This window comes from Fluviicola sp. (genome assembly GCF_039596355.1).
In the GTDB taxonomy this organism is placed as follows: Bacteria; Bacteroidota; Bacteroidia; order Flavobacteriales_D; family Crocinitomicaceae; genus Fluviicola.
On sequence record NZ_JBCNJW010000007.1, the window covers coordinates 108761 to 127767 of the forward strand.

The following is a 19007-nucleotide window of genomic DNA, read 5'->3' on the forward strand; positions in this document are numbered from 1 at the left end:
TCCGGAATTAGTGCGTACTGTAGAAAACATTGGTTGTATACCAGCCGGCAGTAGTTCCCATGTTGATTCCATTCCAGTCGCCCGTCGCAGGAACAGATGCGCTTCCGTCTCCATTCGTATCTCCTCCATGCGCATCATCCCTGAGAGAGGTAAATACAGCCGTCGGGCTGAAGTTAAAGTTGCTTGTATTCCATCCGGAAATTCCTCCTGAGGAACTGAATTTTACAATCACACCAGGGCCTACAACGAGTAATTCGCTGCCGGTTGAACTCAGGCTGTTGTTTCCACCAACGTTCAACACATACGGAACCTCTGTTTCATTGTAAATAACAGTCGTGTTTTTCATTCCCGAACCATACACCGCAATCCCGTTATATTTATTCGTTTGACTTGCGTCGTCCGGATTGTGGTAACTGTTGCTTGCATCCAACCCGAAGTAACCCATGACAAGAATCGGAATGGAGTTATCATAGAAAATATTGTTGGTAACGATGCTCACGGAAGGATCTTTCATTTCAGCTCCGTCAAAAGCAGCAGTGCTATAACTTGTACCGCCATACGTATGTGCAAATGTACAATGGTCAAATGTGAAATCATGGATGTTCCCGGTACCGGAATCCGCTACCACCACGCGGCCTCCGCCTTCTCCTCCACCATACAGAAACTTACAATATCTGAAAACGGAACCGTGTTGATCACCACGCATTTTAACATAGCCCCAATCCCCTTTCGACGGTGTGGAAGCAGTTCCGTCTCCGTTACTGTCTCCACAGTAATTATCGTCTTTGAATGAGGTGAAAATGATCGGATTATTAGCCGTAGCATCTGCCGTGACTTTGGCATAAACCTGCAATCCGGCTACACTTTTAAACTTCACAATTACTCCCGGCTCGATTACCAGCGGCGCATCGATATCGATCCATGTGGTGATCACGTATACGTTCCCGGCAGTCCAGGTAGTTGGGCTGCTGATGGTACTGCTCACTTCCACTACGTTACAATTTGTGGGCGTCGGGTTAACCGGCGTTACCTGTTGCGGTGCCGGATTGTTCTTTTTACAGGATGTCAAAGCCACCAAAGCGGTGACCGACAAATAAGCAAAGGACTTTAAACAGTTTCCCGCTACACGATCATTTCTCTTCATAATTTGTTTATTTACTTATTTCCAACAAATTTATTGAGAGAAGAAAAGCGTGTCAATCAACCATTCGGTTCATTTCTATAATTACGAATGCCTAATGCCTAATGCCTAATGCCTAATGCCTAATGCCTAATGCCTAATGCCTAATGCAAAAATAAATTGTCCGCCATTCGGAATTCGGAATTAATCATCCGTAGTTATTTCCCGTAAAGCTTATTCACCGCTTCCGTTTTGTTTTGTACCTGGAGTTTTTCATAGATGTGGTTCAGATGTCGTTTTACCGTACTTAGCGTAATGTCCAGCCGGTCGGCAATTTCCTTGTATAAATAGCCTTTACTCAGGAGTTCCAGTACTTCGCGTTCCCGGTTCGAGAGCAGTTGAATCACCGGGTTTTCCTTCGTCATGTTAAACGACTGCAATACTTTCCGTGCAATTTTGGGCGACATCGGGCTGCCCCCTTCGTATAATTCCACTACGGCTTCAATGATTTTATCCGGTGAGGTGTTTTTTAGAATGTAGCCGGTTGCTCCCGACTTCAGCGCTTCAAAAACCTGGTCGTTGTCTTCATAGATTGTAAACATCATGAACTGAATTTTCGGATCTTTGTTTTTCAGTTCGAAAACACATTCAATTCCGTTTTTCCCGGGAAGATTAATATCTGTAATCACGACATCGGGTTTCAGCTCCGGAATCTTCTCAATAGCCGATTCCGCCGTGTCGAAAGATTCAATCCACTGCAGCCGCTCATCGCTTTCAATCACAGACCTCAATCCGTTTTGGATATCAGCAATGTCTTCTATGATACAGATTCCAATCATGGTATTTACAAATTAAACTGTTTGTGTGTTTTAAAACAATGAACCTAACGGTTGATTTTAGCTGAGCGGAAATTCAAAATCGAGTCTTACTCCTGGTTCTGCACAACCGATTTCCATTTTTCCGTGCAATTGATCTGTGCGCTTCTGCATGGTTTTCATTCCGTTGCGGAATTTCTTCGTGTGTTCTTCCCCGTTCATTCCTTTCCCGAAATCACGGATTCGAATACACAAGCGTTCTTCGACTATACTGACGGTTATTTCGACTTTTTCTGTTTCAGCGTGTTTGACAATGTTGTGCAACGCTTCCTTGAAAATCAGAAAGATGTGGCGGCGTGTTTCCCCGGAAATAATCGTTTCGGTTTCCACCTCATCCAGGTCGATATAAACCGAAATGCGGTTTGTTTCGAGGTATTCCACCGCATAATGACGCAGGTAGGCCAGTAAATCACTCAAGGTGTCGTTTTCCATTTTCATGGCCCAGATCAACTCGCTCATGTTTTCAACCAGTTCCAGCGATGCCGAATTGATGCGCTCCAGTTCCTGCTGGTTGTCGGGCTTTTTTAATGCTTCCTTACTCAGGTAGGAAATCCGCGTGAGTCCACTTCCCAGATCGTCGTGCATGTCATAGGCAATGCGGTCGCGTTCGTTTTGAACCGCCCGTTGTTTTTCCAGAACGGCCCGCTGTTTTTCGATCTTGCTCAAAAAATACATCCGTGTCACGAAGAATATCAATCCGGCACTAGCCAGGAATACCAACACGTTGAACCACCAGCTGCGATACCACGGCGTACCGATCACAAAATGCAAGGGTTCTTTGAGATACACCCAGTTTTTCGTTCCCTGAATGCGCGCCCGGAGCTGGAAAACATAGGTTCCCGATCCCAAAGAAGGGAAATTGACACTGGAATTGGTTCCGAGCGAAACCCAGGTTGCCGAAGCACCTTCCAGCCAGTAACTGTATTCAATCCGGCTTCTTCCCAGTGAGTTAATGGATGAAAAATTCAATTGTACGGTGTTTTGGTTCGGCAATAAGGAATAAATTTTTCCTCTTCCAAGTGTTTGTTTGCGGTTTGAAACCAGGAATTCGTCGATGAAGATTTCGAGGTGTTGTTTTTCAACTTTCAGCAATTTATCCGGAAAGAAACGCAGCAGGTAATTGTCACAGGCAATCCAGATCATCCCGGTTTGGCGGTCGAAATAGGAGCTTTGATCAAAATGTTCCGAAGGAAAGCCGTTTTCCACACCGAACGACTGCACTTTTTTCAAATCGGCACTGATACAGGCCAATCCTTTCCGCGTTCCCACCCACAAGCGGTTCCGGTCGTCAAAAACCAGGTTGCTGATAAAACTGGACGGAATGCCTTCCCGTTTCCCGAAAAAGAGCATGTTCTTCGTCTCAGGTTCATAGCGGATCAATCCCCCACCTTCGAACCCTACCCATACATTTCCCTTTGGATCCGTCACCATGCACAAAGCCACACTTTGATGCGCTGTTTTCAGCAGATGCTCAAAATTTACTTCTTCGAACCGGTCTTCTTCCCGGATCCAATGCGTGAGTACCTGCGTTTTATTACTTGCAAACCACAGATCGCCGTTCGGGGTTTCCGAATAATGTGTGAAATAAGATCCGGAAAACGATTGCTTGTCGCGGCAAAAGTGGGCTGCTTTCTTCGTATTCGGGTCGAAACGCACCAAACCGCCTCCCATATTTCCACTGAACCACCAATCGCCGGAACTGTGTCGGAATCCGATCACAACCAATTCCGATTTTTTAAAATACTCTTTCAGGAAATTCAGCTCCGTTACGCGATTTGTTTTCAGATCGACCTGCCGGAGGACAACGCCTTCTCCACCGTGAATCAACTTCGACCCGTCTTTAAAAATGAACCACGATTTCTTCAGGCGATCGGGTTGAACCAGCTCGACTTGCCGATTTTCCTCGTTGATTTTAAACACCCCGGAAAAGTATTTTGCGACCAGTAATTCGTGCGGAGAAATGCGGCAGATATTCATGACAGGTTCATCCGCGCTGATCGGTAAGGCCCAGGATTCCATCAAAGTCGCGTTTTTATTGAGCAAACTCATTCCTTTGGTACTCGTGATCCACAGATTGTGGTAGCGATCCATGAATAAATTGCTGATCTGGTCGCTTCCCAATGAAAACGGAATCAGCGGATCGTGCTGATACCGGATTCCCTTTCGTGTCAGCAGGTTCAGATGTGCAATGCCGTGATCTCCGCCAACCCACACCATCTCCGGGTTGCTTTTATCGACGATCATGACCCACGGAAGACCGGGAAGTTCGTTATCTGCTCCTTCCTGCCGCCAGGAATACAGGACTTTACCGGAATAATCGAGCTGGAATAAACCGCTGAAATAATTCATGAAGTAAATCCGCTGACGCTTCTGGTCTGCATACAGCAATCCATATCCGGTATTGGAGACTCCTTCAAGTGGTAATCCGGATTTGAACGGAAGGAAGCGTTTTGAATCCAGATCGAATACAAAAAACTCTTTGGGTGAGCCGATCAAACACGTGGATTTACTCAGCAACTTCATCTGCAAGCCAAAAGGCGTCTGCTTCTTCAAGGGCGGCACAATGATTTGAAGCAGTTTCATCCGGTTGTTCACAATGAAAACGGTATCAAAGCTCGGAACGGCAATCCGGTTTTGATCGATCCGGATAAAATCCAGTGCACAGCGGTTTTTAAAACAGGAAATCGGTTTAAACTCCTGTGAAATACAATCCAGGATGTATGCCTGCGAGTTTCCAAGTGTCACAATCAGCTGATCGGGAGCAATTTCGAAATATACCCGCGAATTATCAAGCAGTTGCTTTTCGCCCAGCATGTCACTTGGAAAATACGTTTTGAAGTTCGTTCCGTCGAAGCGGTTGATTCCCCCCTGCGTTGAAATCCAGTAGAACCCGCGGCTATCCTGCGCAACAGCAGAGCAATACGCTTCGCTTAAACCATCCTTTCCGGTGTAGTTTACAAACTGTCCTGTATTCGTCTGGGCACTGACAACAGCACTCACCAACAGGAACAAAAGCAGAATCTTATTTTTAAACAGCAAACCGCAGCCTTGATTGAGTTTGGATCAAAACTACGGTTTTACGTGTTTATATTCAATGGTTTCGAAAAAAGAGTCAAGACAGAAGATGGATAGAGACATGAGCCAGGAAACGGGAATCAAGAGACAAGCCCCTACAAACGAGAAGTCGGACGAATGATCAATTAGCCTGGCGTCTTGTCTCCATAAATCCTGACTCTAATTAATCGTTCCGTCTCATCACATCCCGGTCCACCTCGTCTCTCAGGATTAATCTCAAAGAAGTATCTCCGGTAATATAACGCCACGCCCAGTTAAAGAAAACGGCAATTTTATTCCGAACGCTCAAAATCAGCATTAAGTGCAGCGCCATCCAAACCATCCAGGCAAAATATCCCTGGAATTTGAAATTAGGCAATTCTACTACTGCTTTGTGTTTTCCTACCGTAGCCATGGTTCCCTTATCCTTATACTCAAACTTTTGCTGGGATTTTCCGGACCATTTTGCTCTGAAGTTATGTGCCAGCGTACGCCCCTGGTTGATCGCCACGTTTGCCAACTGTGGATGCCCTTGTGGATATTTCTCCGTTTCCATGTAGGAAATATCTCCAATAGCATAAATGTTGTTGTAGCCTTTCACCAACGAATGTCTGTCGACCGTATAACGTGCTCTGACCATTTCAGCCTGTTCGAGTCCCGGGATGACATTTCCCTGTACTCCAGCCGCCCAGATGACGGTTTGTGTCGGAATCACTTCGCCGCTTTTGAGTTCCAGTTTATGACCGTCATACCCGGAAACGACCGTTGAAGTGCGGACTTCTACGCCCATTTTTTCCAGGTATCTGCGCGACCACATGCGGGATTTTTCGCTCATGGCATTGAGTGTATTCGGACTTCCTTCCAGCAAAATGATCTTCAGCTGGGAAAAATCGTAGTGCGGGTAATCTTTCGGAAGGACTTTTGTTTTCATTTCCACAAACGCGCCGGAAAGTTCCACTCCGGTAGGCCCGGCACCAACAATGACCAGGTTCATCAGTTCTTCCTGCTCCTGTTTATTATCAACGAACATGATTTTTTCAAACTTTGTCAGGATTGTGTTGCGGATATGAATCGTCTGCTGGGTCGATTTCATGGCCATGGTGTGTTTTTCCAGATCCGGATTTCCAAAGAAATTGGTGCGACACCCGGTTGCAATCACCAGTTCGTCGTAGGAGATTTCTCCCATGGAGGTTTCGATGACATTATCTGCCGTACGAATGCGTTCTACGGTTGCATACCGGAATTCTACGTTTTGCCTGCGCCTGAAAATTGCACGGAAAGGAAATGAAATACTCGAAGGCTCCAGGCGCGCACTTGCCACCTGATAAAAAAGCGGTTGAAACATGTGGTGGTTCTGTTTGTCCACCAGGATAATTTCACAATCAGCCTTCGCTAATTTACGGGCGAGATTCAATCCCGCAAAGCCACCACCTATGATGACGATCTTCTTACGTTTCATGCCCATGAATGTAATCATTTTCCATGGTAAGCATTCACTAAAATAACAGAAATTAGCTATTTATTTTAAATTTTAAACCGCTTGAAACGACGTACTTATTTGATCTGAAATAACTGAAGCTTTGCATTGCGAAACTGCATGGCTTTTTCTCCCATCAACAGACTGCATTTCACAGAGTCTGCATCCTTCCAGCGGAAATCCGGAGTGACATCCACTACGATGTGTTCCCACTTATTCTCCTGATCGAAACGCGGGCCTACGAGCATGTCTTTTCTGCCGATCCAGTTACCCCCTTTGTAATATTCGGTCATCAGGGATGGATTTTCTTCCGGCGAATACAAATAACCATCCAGGGTCACACGCAATCCGATAAACGAATCAGGGTTCTTCACCTTCACGATTTTTCCCGAATACACAACACTTCTGAATGGCTTCTGTCCATCATATCCGGCCAGTTCTCCCGGTTTCAGCAAGTGATCATCGATTGAAAAACCAAGAGGAGCACCGATTTTCTGACTGTTGTCCGGAAGTGTATCCATATCGGAATAGTACATGAATGAAAAACGGGGTTCTTCCCGCATGAATACTTTTTTCCACATCGGGTAATTCATGTAATCGTAGTGCAAGATGTGTTTCTTCTGCTGAAATTCATAAGTCTGGTAAATCCAGGCTGTGCAAAAGACTGCTGACAAAAGGACGATTCTCCCGATCACTTTTGCATACTGAACCAGGTAAGCCAAAGGAAGAATCCACAGGCCATAAAAATCGACCATCGGGCGGAACCCCAACGATCCACCATACCACCAGCACCACCAGGAAGCAAGTACATAGGTTGAAAGCAGCATAAAAAGGAGAATTCCTGCAAACATCCGCTTCTTTTTGAAAAATAGCACGATCAGTCCGGGAATGATCAATAACAAAACGGGGGCGTAAACAAATACCCCTTTGCGGAAACCAAACAACACTTCCCACATGTAGGGATTTTTCCAAAGGGTAAATCCTTCATCGGCAGAATAACTGTTCATGCGGATTTCTCCCATTTGCAGGTAAAAGAAATACACCTGGATGAATACCGGGATTCCGGATAGAATGACTCCGAGCAGCAAGGCTTTCCATTGTTCCCGGAACATTTTCCGGATGCGCGATACCAACTCCTTATTCGTATCGAATAAGAATGGAACAAAAGCCATGATCAGGATATTGGTTGGCCGGATCACAAAAGCCAGACCGAGGAAGAACAGGAAAAACACCAAACTCCGCGCTTTGTTTTCCTGAATCCACTTGATTCCAGTGAGCAAACACAAATTCACGATCGCAAAACAAAACACGTGTGAATATGGAATATCTATGTAAACATAATAACTCAGGTTGGTTCCCAAAGCCAGGGCAAGCACTGCTACGTAACAAGCCAGGTAATCTATTTTCAAGCGGCGGAGAAACAGGAACAAGGCGATGAGTCCGGTCATGGCATAGAAAATCATGCCTGCGTGGAGCCAAAGCAAATAAGGCCAGGTGTAGCCGTCGGTGTCTTCTCCAACAATTTTAGCGTGCATGTGCCCAATCAGGAAAAAAGGTGTGAGACACTGGGCTGTTCCTGTAAAATATTTGTTGTATTTCTTCCCGGTTTCGGTTTTGGATAAATTGTCTTCAAAACCGGCATCGGGGTATTTTTGGGCAATACTGTCTGAGTATGAAAAATTGGAGCCTTCGTAGATAAACCATTCAGGCATGTAGGTATAATATCCTGCCGCGTCGGAACGGATCGGTGTTATTTGCTTATCACCAGGATTTGTCCACCGGTAAAGCCGGTCGGTTTTAGTTGCGAACAAGTAGGTTAACGATGCAAACAGCAGGAAAATCATCCATTTTTTTGCCAGGAAGCGCTCCATGTGCTGTTTCATTGCTGATAGGCGTTTTGAATCAGGTAATAGTCGAGGATCACCAACGCTGCCATGGCTTCTACAATCGGAACGGCTCGCGGCACGACACATGGATCGTGGCGACCTTTTGCTTTCAATGAAACAGGCTCAAACGATTCATTGATTGTTTCCTGTTCCTGTATAAGTGTTGCAACCGGTTTAAAGGCTACCCGGAAATCAATCGGCATCCCGTTGGAAATTCCTCCCTGGATTCCGCCTGAATAGTTGGTTTTTGTTTTTCCGTCTGGTGTAAACAAGTCGTTGTGTTCGGATCCGCGCATCGAAATGGCATCGAATCCGGAACCGATTTCAAATCCTTTTACGGCATTGATCGAAAGCATGGCTTTCCCCAATTCAGCATGCAGCTTGTCAAAAACCGGTTCGCCCAAACCAGCAGGCACACCAGAAATCGCGCACCGGACAGCTCCGCCGATCGTATCTCCTTCTTTTCGCACTTCCCGGATCAGTGTCTCCATTTGTGAAGCCAGCTCTTCCGAAGGAACGCGCACACTATTCGACTCGCTGATTGTTTTCAATTCAGTTGTCCACTCACCTTCCCATTTCAGCGAACCTACCTGGTCTACAAATGCATCAATCCGGATGCCTTTTGTTTCCAGAATTTGCCGGGCAATGGATCCTGCCACCACTCTCGAAACGGTTTCTCTTGCGGAGGAACGTCCTCCTCCCCTGTAATCGCGGATTCCATATTTCTGCTGATAGGTGAAATCGGCATGTGACGGACGAAATGCATGCTGCATCTCGTCGTAATCTTTCGATTTCTGATCTTCGTTTTCGACCAAAAAACCGATCGGTGTTCCCAATGTTTTCCCATCAAAAATTCCGGATAACAACTGCACCCGGTCAGATTCTTTCCGCTGGGTTACAATGGCTGATTGTCCGGGTCTTCTACGATCCAGATCTTTCTGAATTTCTTCAACATTGATCGAAAAACCTGCCGGAATTCCTTCCAGGATTCCTCCAACCGCCTTTCCATGAGATTCTCCGAAAGTCGTTAACCGAACCAAAACACCAAAAACAGAACCTGCCATATTGTTTGTAAGAATGAACTTACCAAAAATACTCAAATCGCCGACACACACTCCCAATTTATCACTTTCATTTTGAAAACAATTCATTCATTTTGAATTTAGTTTTCATTTTGAAGAGATCGCGTGTTTCATCCTGAGAAACGATCTAAAACCCTGTTTTTAAAGAATCTAATACGATTTTACATTCCGCTTGTATCATTTTGGCAAAGCAATTGAGTAGCGATTCGTACAAACACAAATTTTAAGAATCATGAAAACTTCAAGCTTTTACCGGGTATTCCTCCTGCTATTTTGTTTTTCAACCGGTCTTGCAGGATTTGTGAGTGCAAAACAAGACCAAAGGCCTTATCATCTGCAACGACAAGCTGTCAAGAAAAACAGATATTATTATTATCCCAGACAAAACGTCTATTTCGATCCGGCGCACCAGGTTTATTTCGTTTGGGAAAGAACCTATTGGAGACCTGTAACGCAGCTTCCTCCACGATACGTTTCAGTTGCGTATTCCAGTTCACCGCGTTTTGAAATGTGGATTGCATCAACACATCCGTATTATTACAACCCGGAGCACCGGAAAACATATTATGAGTACCGCGTTTTCAAACCGGTCCCTCCCCCTGTTCAGAGAGTCCGTGTAGAAAGCAGACCAAAACCGCGTGTCAATTTCAGCCTGGAGATTCATCCGGTGGTCGTTGAACCGCAGCCGGTTTACGTGGAAGAACGCGTGATCATGCATCATCCTCATCCACCGGTTTATCATCACCCTCCGGGGCATGGACGTGGACACGGGCACGGTCATGGACATGGGCACGGTCGTCATCATTAAAATACGAATAGACATCCATCTATTTGCCCAGCTGTATCAAGGGATGCAGCAAATTTCCAAACCTTATCAGTCACTATAAAAAAAGCGATCCGTCAATGACAGATCGCTTTTTCTATTTCGTGCTTGTAATTACTTACAGATTGTTTCTTCTGTTGCCTTCAGGATTTCTCTGACTTCTTCCAGCGTCGGAGCTTCCGCATAGGTTCTCAGAACGGGCTCCGTTCCGGATGCGCGGATCATTACCCAGCGGTTATCGTCGATGAAGAATTTCCATCCGTCAATCGTTCCGACATCACGTACGGTATATTTTCCGAAGCTTTTGTATTCTCCGGCTGTACATTTCGCTACGATTGCCTGTTTCAGGTCTTCCGTAATATGCAGGTCATTGCGCTCAAATTTAAACGCCCCCACGATTTCGTATACTTCATCGATCAGCTGATCCAGTGTTTTACCGGATTTCGCCATGTATTCCCAAATGATCAATCCCATCCAGATTCCATCGCGCTCCGGAATGTGTCCTTTCACAGCAATTCCTCCGGATTCTTCTCCTCCGATCAATACATCTTCTTCCACCATGATTCCGGCAATGTACTTAAATCCGATTTTCACCACCTGGTATTCCAGTCCGTAGTGCTCCGCAAGGGTTTTCACACGTGGTGTGGTACTGAATGCCGTTACCACTTTACCAGACATTCCTTTGTTTGAAAACAGGTAATGCAGCAACAATAAAATGATGTGGTGCGAATCGATGAACTCTCCCTTTCCGTTGTATAACCCAATACGGTCTGCGTCACCATCCGTTGCCAGGGCACAATCAATGTTTCCTTTTTCGATGATGAAGCGCTCCAGTTCCTGCAGGTTTTTCTGAATCGGCTCAGGAGCTTGTCCGTGGAATGACGGGTTGTGCTCGCAATGCAATAACTGAACATCCGGCAAAATACGGCGGATTACATTCTGACCTGCACCGTACATCGCATCATACACCAGGTTCAACCCGGATTTACGGATCGCTTCCAGGTCGAAATTTTTCTCAATATGTTGTACGTAACGCGTTTCGAAATCCACGATTTCCAGTTTCCCGGATTGTTCGAACGTGCTCAAATCAACTGTTGTATAATCAAACGGAACGGAATCCGGGATAATGTCTTCGATTTCCTGAACCAAATCCGGAGTCAAAGGTCCGCCGTAATGTGCTTTCAGCTTGAATCCGTTGTAAGAAGGCGGGTTGTGACTCGCTGTCAGGATGATTCCCAATCCGCAGCTCAGCTGGTTTGCAGCCAGTGAAATCATCGGAGTGGATACGAATCCTTTCGACATCTTCACTTCAATTCCTTCGTGCAAGAGCACTTTCGCAACCGTTTCGGCAAATAGTTCTCCCGCAAATCTGCAGTCGTGACCTAACGCAATTTTAGAGTTCCAGTCCGACTTTTTCAACCACTGAGCAGTTGCATATGCTACTCTGGCTACATTTTCTACTGTAAACTCCTCTGCGATGATTGCTCTCCAACCATCTGTTCCAAATTTTATTTTTGTTGCCAAATCGATTCCATTTTTTAAGTGTCCAAATATAGTTAATGCGCATTACAGAAAACGGTATTCTGATGTTAGAATTCGATTAAATGAATACTAAATCGATTATTCCTTTGTCCAGATTCGCGTGTTCAGGTTCAAATCTTCGATCACACCAGTCATCAGGCGAAGCATCGAAATAATGATCTTGTAGTCTTCTTCCTTCAATAAACTTCCGAAAACAGAAGGCTCGAATAAATCCATGTTGTTGAAAACGGCCAGGTAAACCTGATTATTGCGGAAAGAAAGTGAAATCTGGAAATTGATTTTCTTACTCATTTCCACCAGGCGCTCCATCATGGAAAGGCTCAGAATATAGCGGCATTCCTGCTCATCCGTACTGTAAACGGCAAAACGCTTTTCAAATTCCGGGTTTTCCAGCTGTACCAATTTTCCTGCCCGACTCGGGTTCCATTTCTGAAAATTGCGGCCGAATTTTCCGAAAAACCGCTCCATCGAATCTGCGTCGATGATTGTTTCACCTTCAAAATTCTTGTGGAAATCACTCACGAAAAACATGCCTTTGAAGATCGTGTGCCACGACTCCTGGCGATTTCCATTCTTGTCAGTCGACACGGTTTTGTATTCCGTATGAATCTCCCCGAAGGAAAAGCTCGTCGAATCAAATGTACCTGAAATGGTGTCTTCTGCCTTGTGGCGATCATAACGCTGGTTGAAAATCCTGCTTTCCGTATACTCGTTAATCAGGCTTCGGGTCGGATCGTAATCCAATCGTTCATCAACATATTTCACCACCGTTGGAATGACTTTCCCTTTAAACTGCGCTTTGAAGTTTTTGTAGAATTTATTGTACGAGATGATCAGGAAAGAACTTGCAGCGAAAAAGATAATTCCTCCCACGAGGAGTCTCGAAAAACCGGTCGATCCGCTTACTGTAAACAAAACAATTACCCCGATCAAAACACCTGTACAGATTAAAACCTGTTTCAGGAATTTTTTCACGAAGGCTTTTCGCTCGGCTTCCAAAACGCCCAGGTTACTGGCGATCATGGCAGCCTGCAATTGTGCAAAACTCTGTTCCATCCGCTTAGTCGTTAAATTTCAGGTATTCTTTCTTCTCCATGTTATTACGCTTCGCGATGACCGAAGACGGAAACTGCATCACGGCATTGTTGAAGATCTCGATAGACATGTTGTACGTTCTTCTCGCTGCTGACAATTGCTCTTCCATTTCGTTCATACTACGCTGCAACATCATAAACTGGTCGCTGGCTTTCAAATCCGGGTACGCCTCAGCCTTGATCAAAAACTGGTTGAACTGGTCTTTCAAATCATGATTTCCCTGTGCCAGTGCTTCCGCATCTCTCGAACCGGAACGTAAAGCAGTGAGCTTTTGCAGCAATTCACTTTCGTGTTCCATGTAGCCTTTCACACAAGCCGTGAGCTGGGGAATCAGGTCAAAGCGTTTCTTCAACATCACATCCAAAGAGGCAAAGGTATTTTCAACCTGGTTTTCTTTGGCAATCAATCCGTTTTTGATGACAACAACGGCAATTAGAAAAACCAGGATTAAAGCCAACGGAATAATTATTAATAGCATATCAGGTATTTTTTGCCGAAGATAAGCAGAGTCCAAAAAATTCGCTGAAAATTTCAGGGTGATTTTTAATTTGGGAGTATTTCGGGACGTTGTGGGTGGTTTTGAAAGATACCAATTCCCAGTAAAATCAGAAGTGAAAAACCAATAAAAACACTCTCCATTACTTTCATCCGAATCTTATCATTATCTTCCCGTTTCAGGAACAATCCGTTACAAAACACAAAACAAGATGGTCAAACAAACAGAAGGATTTACCGCTAAAATACCCGGTGCAGGAACGGAACAAGCTATTTATTACACCTTGTTTCAACCCGATGGAAAACCGGCAAAAGCAACAATCCTCATCCTGCACGGAATGCAGGAACACAGTGGACGTTATGCCGAATTTGCTCGTTTTTTGGCAGAAAATGGGTATGCAGTTCTGACCTATGACCATGCAGGACACGGAAAAACGGCGGCTTCCAAAGCGCATCACGGCTATTTTCATCCGGACAGGGCAGCCAAGCGCGTAGTGGATGATGCTGAAAAAATGGCTGATTTATTAGAGAAAGACTTTCCGGAGATTCCGCATTTTGTACTGGGGCATTCGATGGGTTCGTTTATCACCCGCTGTCTGCTTCAGCAAGCACATCACCGGTTCAACGGAGCTGTTATTACCGGAACGGGCGGAAAACAAGCCATCGCTCCGATCGCAAAGTTTGTCTTTTCCATCATGAATAAACTGGCGTCGCAAAAAAGAAGTATCGGACTGAACCGTTTTTTCAACAACCTGAACAACAAACGCTTCAAAGGCGATCCGGATGCATCCGAAACGAGCTGGCTGAGTGTCAATCAAGAAAACCGAACGGCTTTTGTGAAAGACGCATTGTGCGGGATTCCGTTTACCAATAACGGGTTTCACACCCTACTCACTTTAAACATTCAATCAACGAAAACAAACTGGGCAAACAACATCCGGAAAGACCTTCCTTTCCTATTCGTGAGCGGCGCCGAAGATCCGATCGGGGATTTCGGAAAAGGAGTCACACAAACCGTTAATCACATGAAACAGGATGGTTTTTCAGATGTCAACCTGATCCTCTATCCCGGAATGCGGCACGAAATCCTGAATGAAAACGTGAAACAGGAGGTCTTCGTTGAGATTCAAAACTGGCTGGATCAACACCATTCCGGGAACTAAAAATCCCCGCTCAGCAGCTTACCGAACGGGGACTTAAAATCATTTATGGAAATTTAGAACGTGACCGTTGTGACCGTATTGGTTGCAGTAAACGTTGATTTCAAAGTTCCGGGAGTGTACGTTCCTCCCGTATACAAGCCATTTGCTTCTGTTCCGGAATCAGAACCGGTCGTATAAATTTTGTACTGCGTTCCGTTTGTAATGTTCGGAGAAGAGAATACCATCGTTTGATAACCTCTTACCGGTTTAAACGTAAACAACTTATTACCTGACGCATCCATCACGTGGAACAGCGTATTTGCTGCAATGGTAGAACTCGTCTTCAGAATAAAGCTTCGTTGCGTTGAAGTCGTATTGAATCCCTGGAGCATTTGTTGTCCCGGGCCGGAAATCACTACAAATCCACCGGAAACAGTTGACGTTCCATTGTAATCCATTCCCAATTCGGGGGATGATTGCGGACCGTGAACGATCACTGTACCTCCTGAAATTTGAATACTTCCGTTACTATCAATCCCGTCACCACCGGTTGTACTTACCACGACATATCCTCCGGTAATTTTCAGTAAACTTCCATCGTTTGATTCGGTTCCTCCTGAAACAGTTCCATGAGTCGCATTAAATCCGTCGTCTGTAGCAACAAGTGAGACATTTCCTCCATTTACCGTAATGAACGGCGCTTCAATCGCTTCTTTTGAATTGGTAATCAACAATTCTCCGGCATTAATCGTCACTGTTCCCCCGGATTTCACTCCATCGTCAGCGGATGTAATGTGCCACGCACCACTGTTCAATGTTACGTTTCCATCAGCCTTCATTGCTTTTGCTTCATCGTATGTTCCTGAAGTTCCACCACCCGGGCCGCCTCCGCCACCGGAAGTAACCGTGATAGATGTTCCCGTAGTTGTGATGTTTAAAACAGGATTACTTGTTCCGTCTCCGACAACCATTGCTCCGTCCACGTCGATTCCTTTTCCTCCTTTTCCGGAATTGGATAAATTGGTTGTTCCTCCCGACACGGTCAAATCTCCGTTGACGCGTACACAAGCGCCATGATATGAATCCGTTACTCCTGTTGAATTCGTATACGTTGCTCCGTTCCCACTGCTGGTAATGGTAATACTTCCGTCAGTGATGGTCACATTTCCATCGCAGGAAATTCCCCTGGAACCCTGTCCCGTGGTTGTTAACGTGATTTCCGTTCCGTTGAAAAACATTGCACTATCGCCAGACAGCAAGGAACTGTAGGACGGTTCTGTTCCGGAGCCGGAAGCTGACAAAACTGCCGCACCGGAAGTATTTGCCGTAATTTGCCCACCATTGAAATACATGCGGCTTCCGCACTTGATTCCTTTCGACTGGTCTCCGGCAACTGAAACGGTCAGATTTCCACCATTCATAACGAAAATCGAGTCACATTTCAGGGCTTTCACATCGGCCGAAGTACTGACAATGTTGATCGATCCGCAATTCAGTTCGATGTTCTCCGATTCGGCATCAATTCCATCTCCGGACGAATGAACCGTCAGGTTTCCGCCGTTCATGTAAAATCCTTCCGAAGCGTGTAAACCGTCTTTCACCGCACTTGCGATGGTGAGCGTTCCTTCGAGCATTTCAAAATCTTCGTCTGAAGCAATCGCATGCTGATCAGCTCCGATTCCGGTTACCGTCCATTGTCCGCCACCGATCAGATCAACCTTTCCTTCTGAAAAAACAGAACCTTTCTGATCTTCCCCTGTCGCAGTCACATAATTCAATCCGTCGGAGGTACTGTTGGTTCCTCCGCTCAGCATATGAATGGTCATCTTCTTCTTCGACTGGTTGTTAATCGCTGCACCGGAAGGATTCGTCAGACTCAGATCATCCAGGATCAGGTTGAAACGGTACTCCGAATAAATCTTGAATTCGCCGTTGGCTGAAGTTCCGGAACAAATAAAGTTAACGTCTTTATCTGCAATAATGGAATTCACGGTGACGTGTGCTCCGCTGACAGTGACTTCCACCCCATTTCCAGCCAACGGATTCGAAACAGTAGCTGTGTTGCCGTTGTAGACGATGTACACGTTGTGATCATTCACCGTGGTGAAGTCCATGTTGATGACATCCGAAACCGGGAAAGAAGTCACCGTTCCGCTATGGTTCAGATACATATTGGTATGACCGGCATCGAAATAGATACTATCATCATCAGCAAGCGTAAACGACTGCGTTCCGCTTCCGGTATGAATATTTAATTGGTTTTGCGCAGCAGCGAAATAGCCCACGAAACCGACAATCAGTGTTAAGACGTACTTTTTCATTGCTTTACAAATTTGATACATTGTTGATCTACTTTCAGGAAATAAACTCCCGGAGTCATTCCGGAAAGTGAGGTCGAAACAGACTGATCCGACACGTCAAACGCACTTACTTTTTCACCAAGCAGTGTTGTAATTTCCACGGTTGCTTTCCCGGATTGGTTTCTGACGATCGTCATTTGATCCGCAACCGGGTTCGGATAAACGTTGATTCCCGATGCCGCAGCAAATTCGTTCAAACCGGCGGTAGCACCGATATTAATGGTCGTCACAAAAAACTGGCTGAAATAGCGATCGCCGCAATCTGCGTCTTTCACGATCATATTCCCGTTTTTGAAAACCATGCTCTCAATGGTCGTCAGGTCTATCACCTGATTCGTACCATTGGAAGAAACAATGTTCATGTTCTGTGCATTCGCGGCAAACGAAAACGTGGTCGAGGCAACGACCAGCAGGATTCGCATGCTTTTGGGTACTGGAGAGTTCATAGCATTAAATTAACATTGGATTAAAACTACATTAACATACCATGAACTCGTTTTGAGTTGCGGTAAAGGAGTAAAATGTTGCGGTAAATAATGCCTTTACGCACCTAAAAACAAAAAACCGTCCTGAAAATCAAGACGGTTCCGATTATTTTAGTGTGTTGTTCTGAAAACCGGTGATCAATCTCCCGGTTTAGATCAATGCTTATTTTTTAAATTCCAGGATGGTTTTCTCGATGATTGCCACACATTCCAGCAACTGCTCTTCAGTCATCACCAACGGCGGAGCAAAACGAATGATATTTCCGTGTGTCGGCTTGGCAAGCAATCCGTTGTTTTTCAATTCCACGCACAAATTCCACGCTGTTTTACTTTGTTCCGTATCGTTTACGATGATCGCATTCAACAATCCCTTTCCGCGTACTTTTACGATCAGGTCTGTTTTCCCGATGATTTCGTTCATTTTTTCGCGGAACAAGTTCCCTAAGCGTTCTGCATTTTCAGCCAGTTTTTCGTCCTGAACCACTTCCAGTGCTGCCATAGCCACTTTCGCCGCCAGCGGGTTTCCACCAAACGTAGAGCCGTGTTGTCCCGGTTTGATCACCATCATGATTTCATCGTTTGCAAATACTGCAGAAACCGGGTAAACCCCTCCTGAAATCGCTTTTCCGAGAATCAAAATATCCGGTTTTACGTTTTCGTGGTCTACTGCCAGTAATTTTCCGGTACGCGCAATTCCTGTCTGAACTTCATCCGCAATGAACAAAATCCCGTTCTTTTCACAAATTGCTTTTGCTCCGCTCAGGTAGCCGTCATTCGGAACATACACTCCTGCTTCTCCCTGGATCGGCTCCACCAAAAACCCGATTACATTCGGTTGTTTGGCTGCTGCTTCCAATGCTTCCAGGTCGTTATACGGAATGCGGATAAATCCGGGAGTAAACGGCCCGAAGTTCGTGTTTGCATCCGGATCACTGGAAAAAGAGATGATCGTGGTTGTTCTTCCATGGAAATTTTGCTCACACACAATGATCTGAGCCTGGTTTTCCGCCACACCTTTCTTTTCGTATCCCCATTTACGGGCCACTTTGATCGCTGTTTCAACCGCTTCAGCTCCGGTGTTCATCGGAAGCACTTTATCGAAACCGAAGTACTCCGCAACGAATTTTTCGTACACTCCCAACGTGTCGTTATAAAACGCGCGGGATGTCAATGTAAGGGTTTGTGCCTGATCCGTCAACGCTTTCACGATTTTCGGGTGGCAGTGTCCCTGGTTCACAGCAGAATATGCCGAAAGAAAATCAAAATACTTTTTCCCTTCCACGTCCCACACATACACTCCTTCTCCTTTTGAAAGCACGACAGGCAGCGGATGGTAATTATGCGCTCCATAACGGTCTTCCAATTGCATCAAATCTTCCGATGACAATTTGTCTAATGTTACCATAATATTACTTTTTAAAGCTTATTATTACTCGTCACGGAGAGCAATCATCCTTTCCTCCTTCGCGGTCGCGGGAGAGAAATCATCCCTGGGAGCAGCAAAGATATAGAAAAAATCAGGTTTTTAAAACCCGGCAATCAATCTAAAATTTGTTTGTTCCGGACAATAT

At 45.3% G+C, this 19007-nt stretch carries 14 protein-coding genes; 2 read left to right on the forward strand and 12 right to left on the reverse strand.

Annotated elements, in window-relative coordinates:
* Nucleotides 1-7 precede the first annotated feature (7 nt).
* The 6 genes from ABDV94_RS13790 to aroC all read right to left on the reverse strand — a co-directional run bounded on the left by ABDV94_RS13790 (nt 8) and on the right by aroC (nt 9476).
* Nucleotides 8-1144 (reverse strand): hypothetical protein, encoded by a 1137-nt coding sequence (locus ABDV94_RS13790; protein ID WP_343747782.1) that lies wholly within the window; start codon nt 1142-1144, stop codon nt 8-10.
* Nucleotides 1145-1338: 194 nt separating this feature from the next.
* Entirely contained in the window at nt 1339-1959 is a 621-nt protein-coding gene (locus tag ABDV94_RS13795) for a response regulator transcription factor (RefSeq protein ID WP_343747783.1), read from the reverse strand.
* Nucleotides 1960-2016: 57 nt separating this feature from the next.
* On the reverse strand, nt 2017-5034 hold the full coding sequence (locus ABDV94_RS13800) for a two-component regulator propeller domain-containing protein (protein WP_343747784.1): 3018 nt from the start codon (nt 5032-5034) through the stop codon (nt 2017-2019).
* 199 nt (nt 5035-5233) lie between these two features.
* Nucleotides 5234-6508 carry an NAD(P)/FAD-dependent oxidoreductase gene (locus ABDV94_RS13805; protein WP_343747785.1) on the reverse strand — a complete coding sequence of 425 codons (1275 nt, stop codon included), beginning with the start codon at nt 6506-6508 and terminating at the stop codon, nt 5234-5236.
* 95 nt (nt 6509-6603) lie between these two features.
* On the reverse strand, nt 6604-8409 hold the full coding sequence (locus ABDV94_RS13810; RefSeq protein WP_343747786.1) for a hypothetical protein: 1806 nt from the start codon (nt 8407-8409) through the stop codon (nt 6604-6606).
* Nucleotides 8406-9476, reverse strand: a complete 1071-nt coding sequence (gene aroC / locus ABDV94_RS13815; protein WP_343747870.1) for a chorismate synthase — start codon at nt 9474-9476, stop codon at nt 8406-8408. Before aroC ends, ABDV94_RS13810 begins: the two co-directional genes overlap by 4 nt.
* 250 nt (nt 9477-9726) lie before the next feature.
* Between aroC and ABDV94_RS13820 the strand changes: the two genes are divergently transcribed.
* A complete protein-coding gene (locus ABDV94_RS13820; RefSeq protein ID WP_343747787.1) occupies nt 9727-10302 on the forward strand; it encodes a hypothetical protein in 576 nt (191 codons plus the stop codon).
* A gap of 129 nt (nt 10303-10431) precedes the next feature.
* On the opposite strand, the gene ABDV94_RS13825 is transcribed toward ABDV94_RS13820, so the two are convergent.
* The 3 genes from ABDV94_RS13825 to ABDV94_RS13835 all read right to left on the reverse strand — a co-directional run bounded on the left by ABDV94_RS13825 (nt 10432) and on the right by ABDV94_RS13835 (nt 13432).
* On the reverse strand, nt 10432-11841 hold the full coding sequence (locus tag ABDV94_RS13825; RefSeq protein WP_343747788.1) for a phosphoglucomutase/phosphomannomutase family protein: 1410 nt from the start codon (nt 11839-11841) through the stop codon (nt 10432-10434).
* A gap of 96 nt (nt 11842-11937) precedes the next feature.
* Nucleotides 11938-12915 carry a DUF3137 domain-containing protein gene (locus ABDV94_RS13830; protein ID WP_343747789.1) on the reverse strand — a complete coding sequence of 326 codons (978 nt, stop codon included), beginning with the start codon at nt 12913-12915 and terminating at the stop codon, nt 11938-11940.
* Nucleotides 12916-12919: 4 nt separating this feature from the next.
* Nucleotides 12920-13432, reverse strand: coding sequence for a LemA family protein (locus tag ABDV94_RS13835; RefSeq protein ID WP_343747790.1), 513 nt, complete (start codon nt 13430-13432; stop codon nt 12920-12922).
* 229 nt (nt 13433-13661) lie between these two features.
* Here ABDV94_RS13835 and ABDV94_RS13840 point away from each other — a divergent pair, with 229 nt between their 5' ends.
* Nucleotides 13662-14612 carry an alpha/beta fold hydrolase gene (locus ABDV94_RS13840; protein ID WP_343747791.1) on the forward strand — a complete coding sequence of 317 codons (951 nt, stop codon included), beginning with the start codon at nt 13662-13664 and terminating at the stop codon, nt 14610-14612.
* A gap of 53 nt (nt 14613-14665) precedes the next feature.
* Here the strand turns inward: ABDV94_RS13840 and ABDV94_RS13845 are convergent, their stop codons facing one another.
* The 3 genes from ABDV94_RS13845 to rocD all read right to left on the reverse strand — a co-directional run bounded on the left by ABDV94_RS13845 (nt 14666) and on the right by rocD (nt 18841).
* Nucleotides 14666-16912: a carbohydrate-binding domain-containing protein gene (locus tag ABDV94_RS13845; protein WP_343747792.1), complete on the reverse strand. Its 2247-nt coding sequence runs from the start codon at nt 16910-16912 to the stop codon at nt 14666-14668.
* Nucleotides 16909-17397, reverse strand: coding sequence for a T9SS type A sorting domain-containing protein (locus ABDV94_RS13850; protein WP_343747793.1), 489 nt, complete (start codon nt 17395-17397; stop codon nt 16909-16911). The genes ABDV94_RS13845 and ABDV94_RS13850 overlap by 4 nt, the downstream gene beginning before the upstream one ends.
* A gap of 202 nt (nt 17398-17599) precedes the next feature.
* Nucleotides 17600-18841, reverse strand: a complete 1242-nt coding sequence (rocD, locus tag ABDV94_RS13855) for an ornithine--oxo-acid transaminase (RefSeq protein WP_343747794.1) — start codon at nt 18839-18841, stop codon at nt 17600-17602.
* Between the last annotated feature and the right edge of the window lie 166 nt (nt 18842-19007).

What these genes read in the sequence shown, in the direction of transcription:
- ABDV94_RS13790 (WP_343747782.1), bottom strand. Translation starts at nt 1,144, where the DNA reads ATGAAGAGAAATGATCGTGTAGCGGGAAACTGTTTAAAGTCCTTTGCT.
- ABDV94_RS13795 (WP_343747783.1), bottom strand. Translation starts at nt 1,959, where the DNA reads ATGATTGGAATCTGTATCATAGAAGACATTGCTGATATCCAAAACGGA.
- ABDV94_RS13805 (WP_343747785.1), bottom strand. Translation starts at nt 6,508, where the DNA reads ATGAAACGTAAGAAGATCGTCATCATAGGTGGTGGCTTTGCGGGATTG.
- ABDV94_RS13810 (WP_343747786.1), bottom strand. Translation starts at nt 8,409, where the DNA reads ATGAAACAGCACATGGAGCGCTTCCTGGCAAAAAAATGGATGATTTTC.
- aroC (WP_343747870.1), bottom strand. Translation starts at nt 9,476, where the DNA reads ATGGCAGGTTCTGTTTTTGGTGTTTTGGTTCGGTTAACGACTTTCGGA.
- ABDV94_RS13820 (WP_343747787.1), top strand. Translation starts at nt 9,727, where the DNA reads ATGAAAACTTCAAGCTTTTACCGGGTATTCCTCCTGCTATTTTGTTTT.
- ABDV94_RS13830 (WP_343747789.1), bottom strand. Translation starts at nt 12,915, where the DNA reads ATGGAACAGAGTTTTGCACAATTGCAGGCTGCCATGATCGCCAGTAAC.
- ABDV94_RS13835 (WP_343747790.1), bottom strand. Translation starts at nt 13,432, where the DNA reads ATGCTATTAATAATTATTCCGTTGGCTTTAATCCTGGTTTTTCTAATT.
- ABDV94_RS13840 (WP_343747791.1), top strand. Translation starts at nt 13,662, where the DNA reads ATGGTCAAACAAACAGAAGGATTTACCGCTAAAATACCCGGTGCAGGA.
- ABDV94_RS13845 (WP_343747792.1), bottom strand. Translation starts at nt 16,912, where the DNA reads ATGAAAAAGTACGTCTTAACACTGATTGTCGGTTTCGTGGGCTATTTC.
- ABDV94_RS13850 (WP_343747793.1), bottom strand. Translation starts at nt 17,397, where the DNA reads ATGAACTCTCCAGTACCCAAAAGCATGCGAATCCTGCTGGTCGTTGCC.
- rocD (WP_343747794.1), bottom strand. Translation starts at nt 18,841, where the DNA reads ATGGTAACATTAGACAAATTGTCATCGGAAGATTTGATGCAATTGGAA.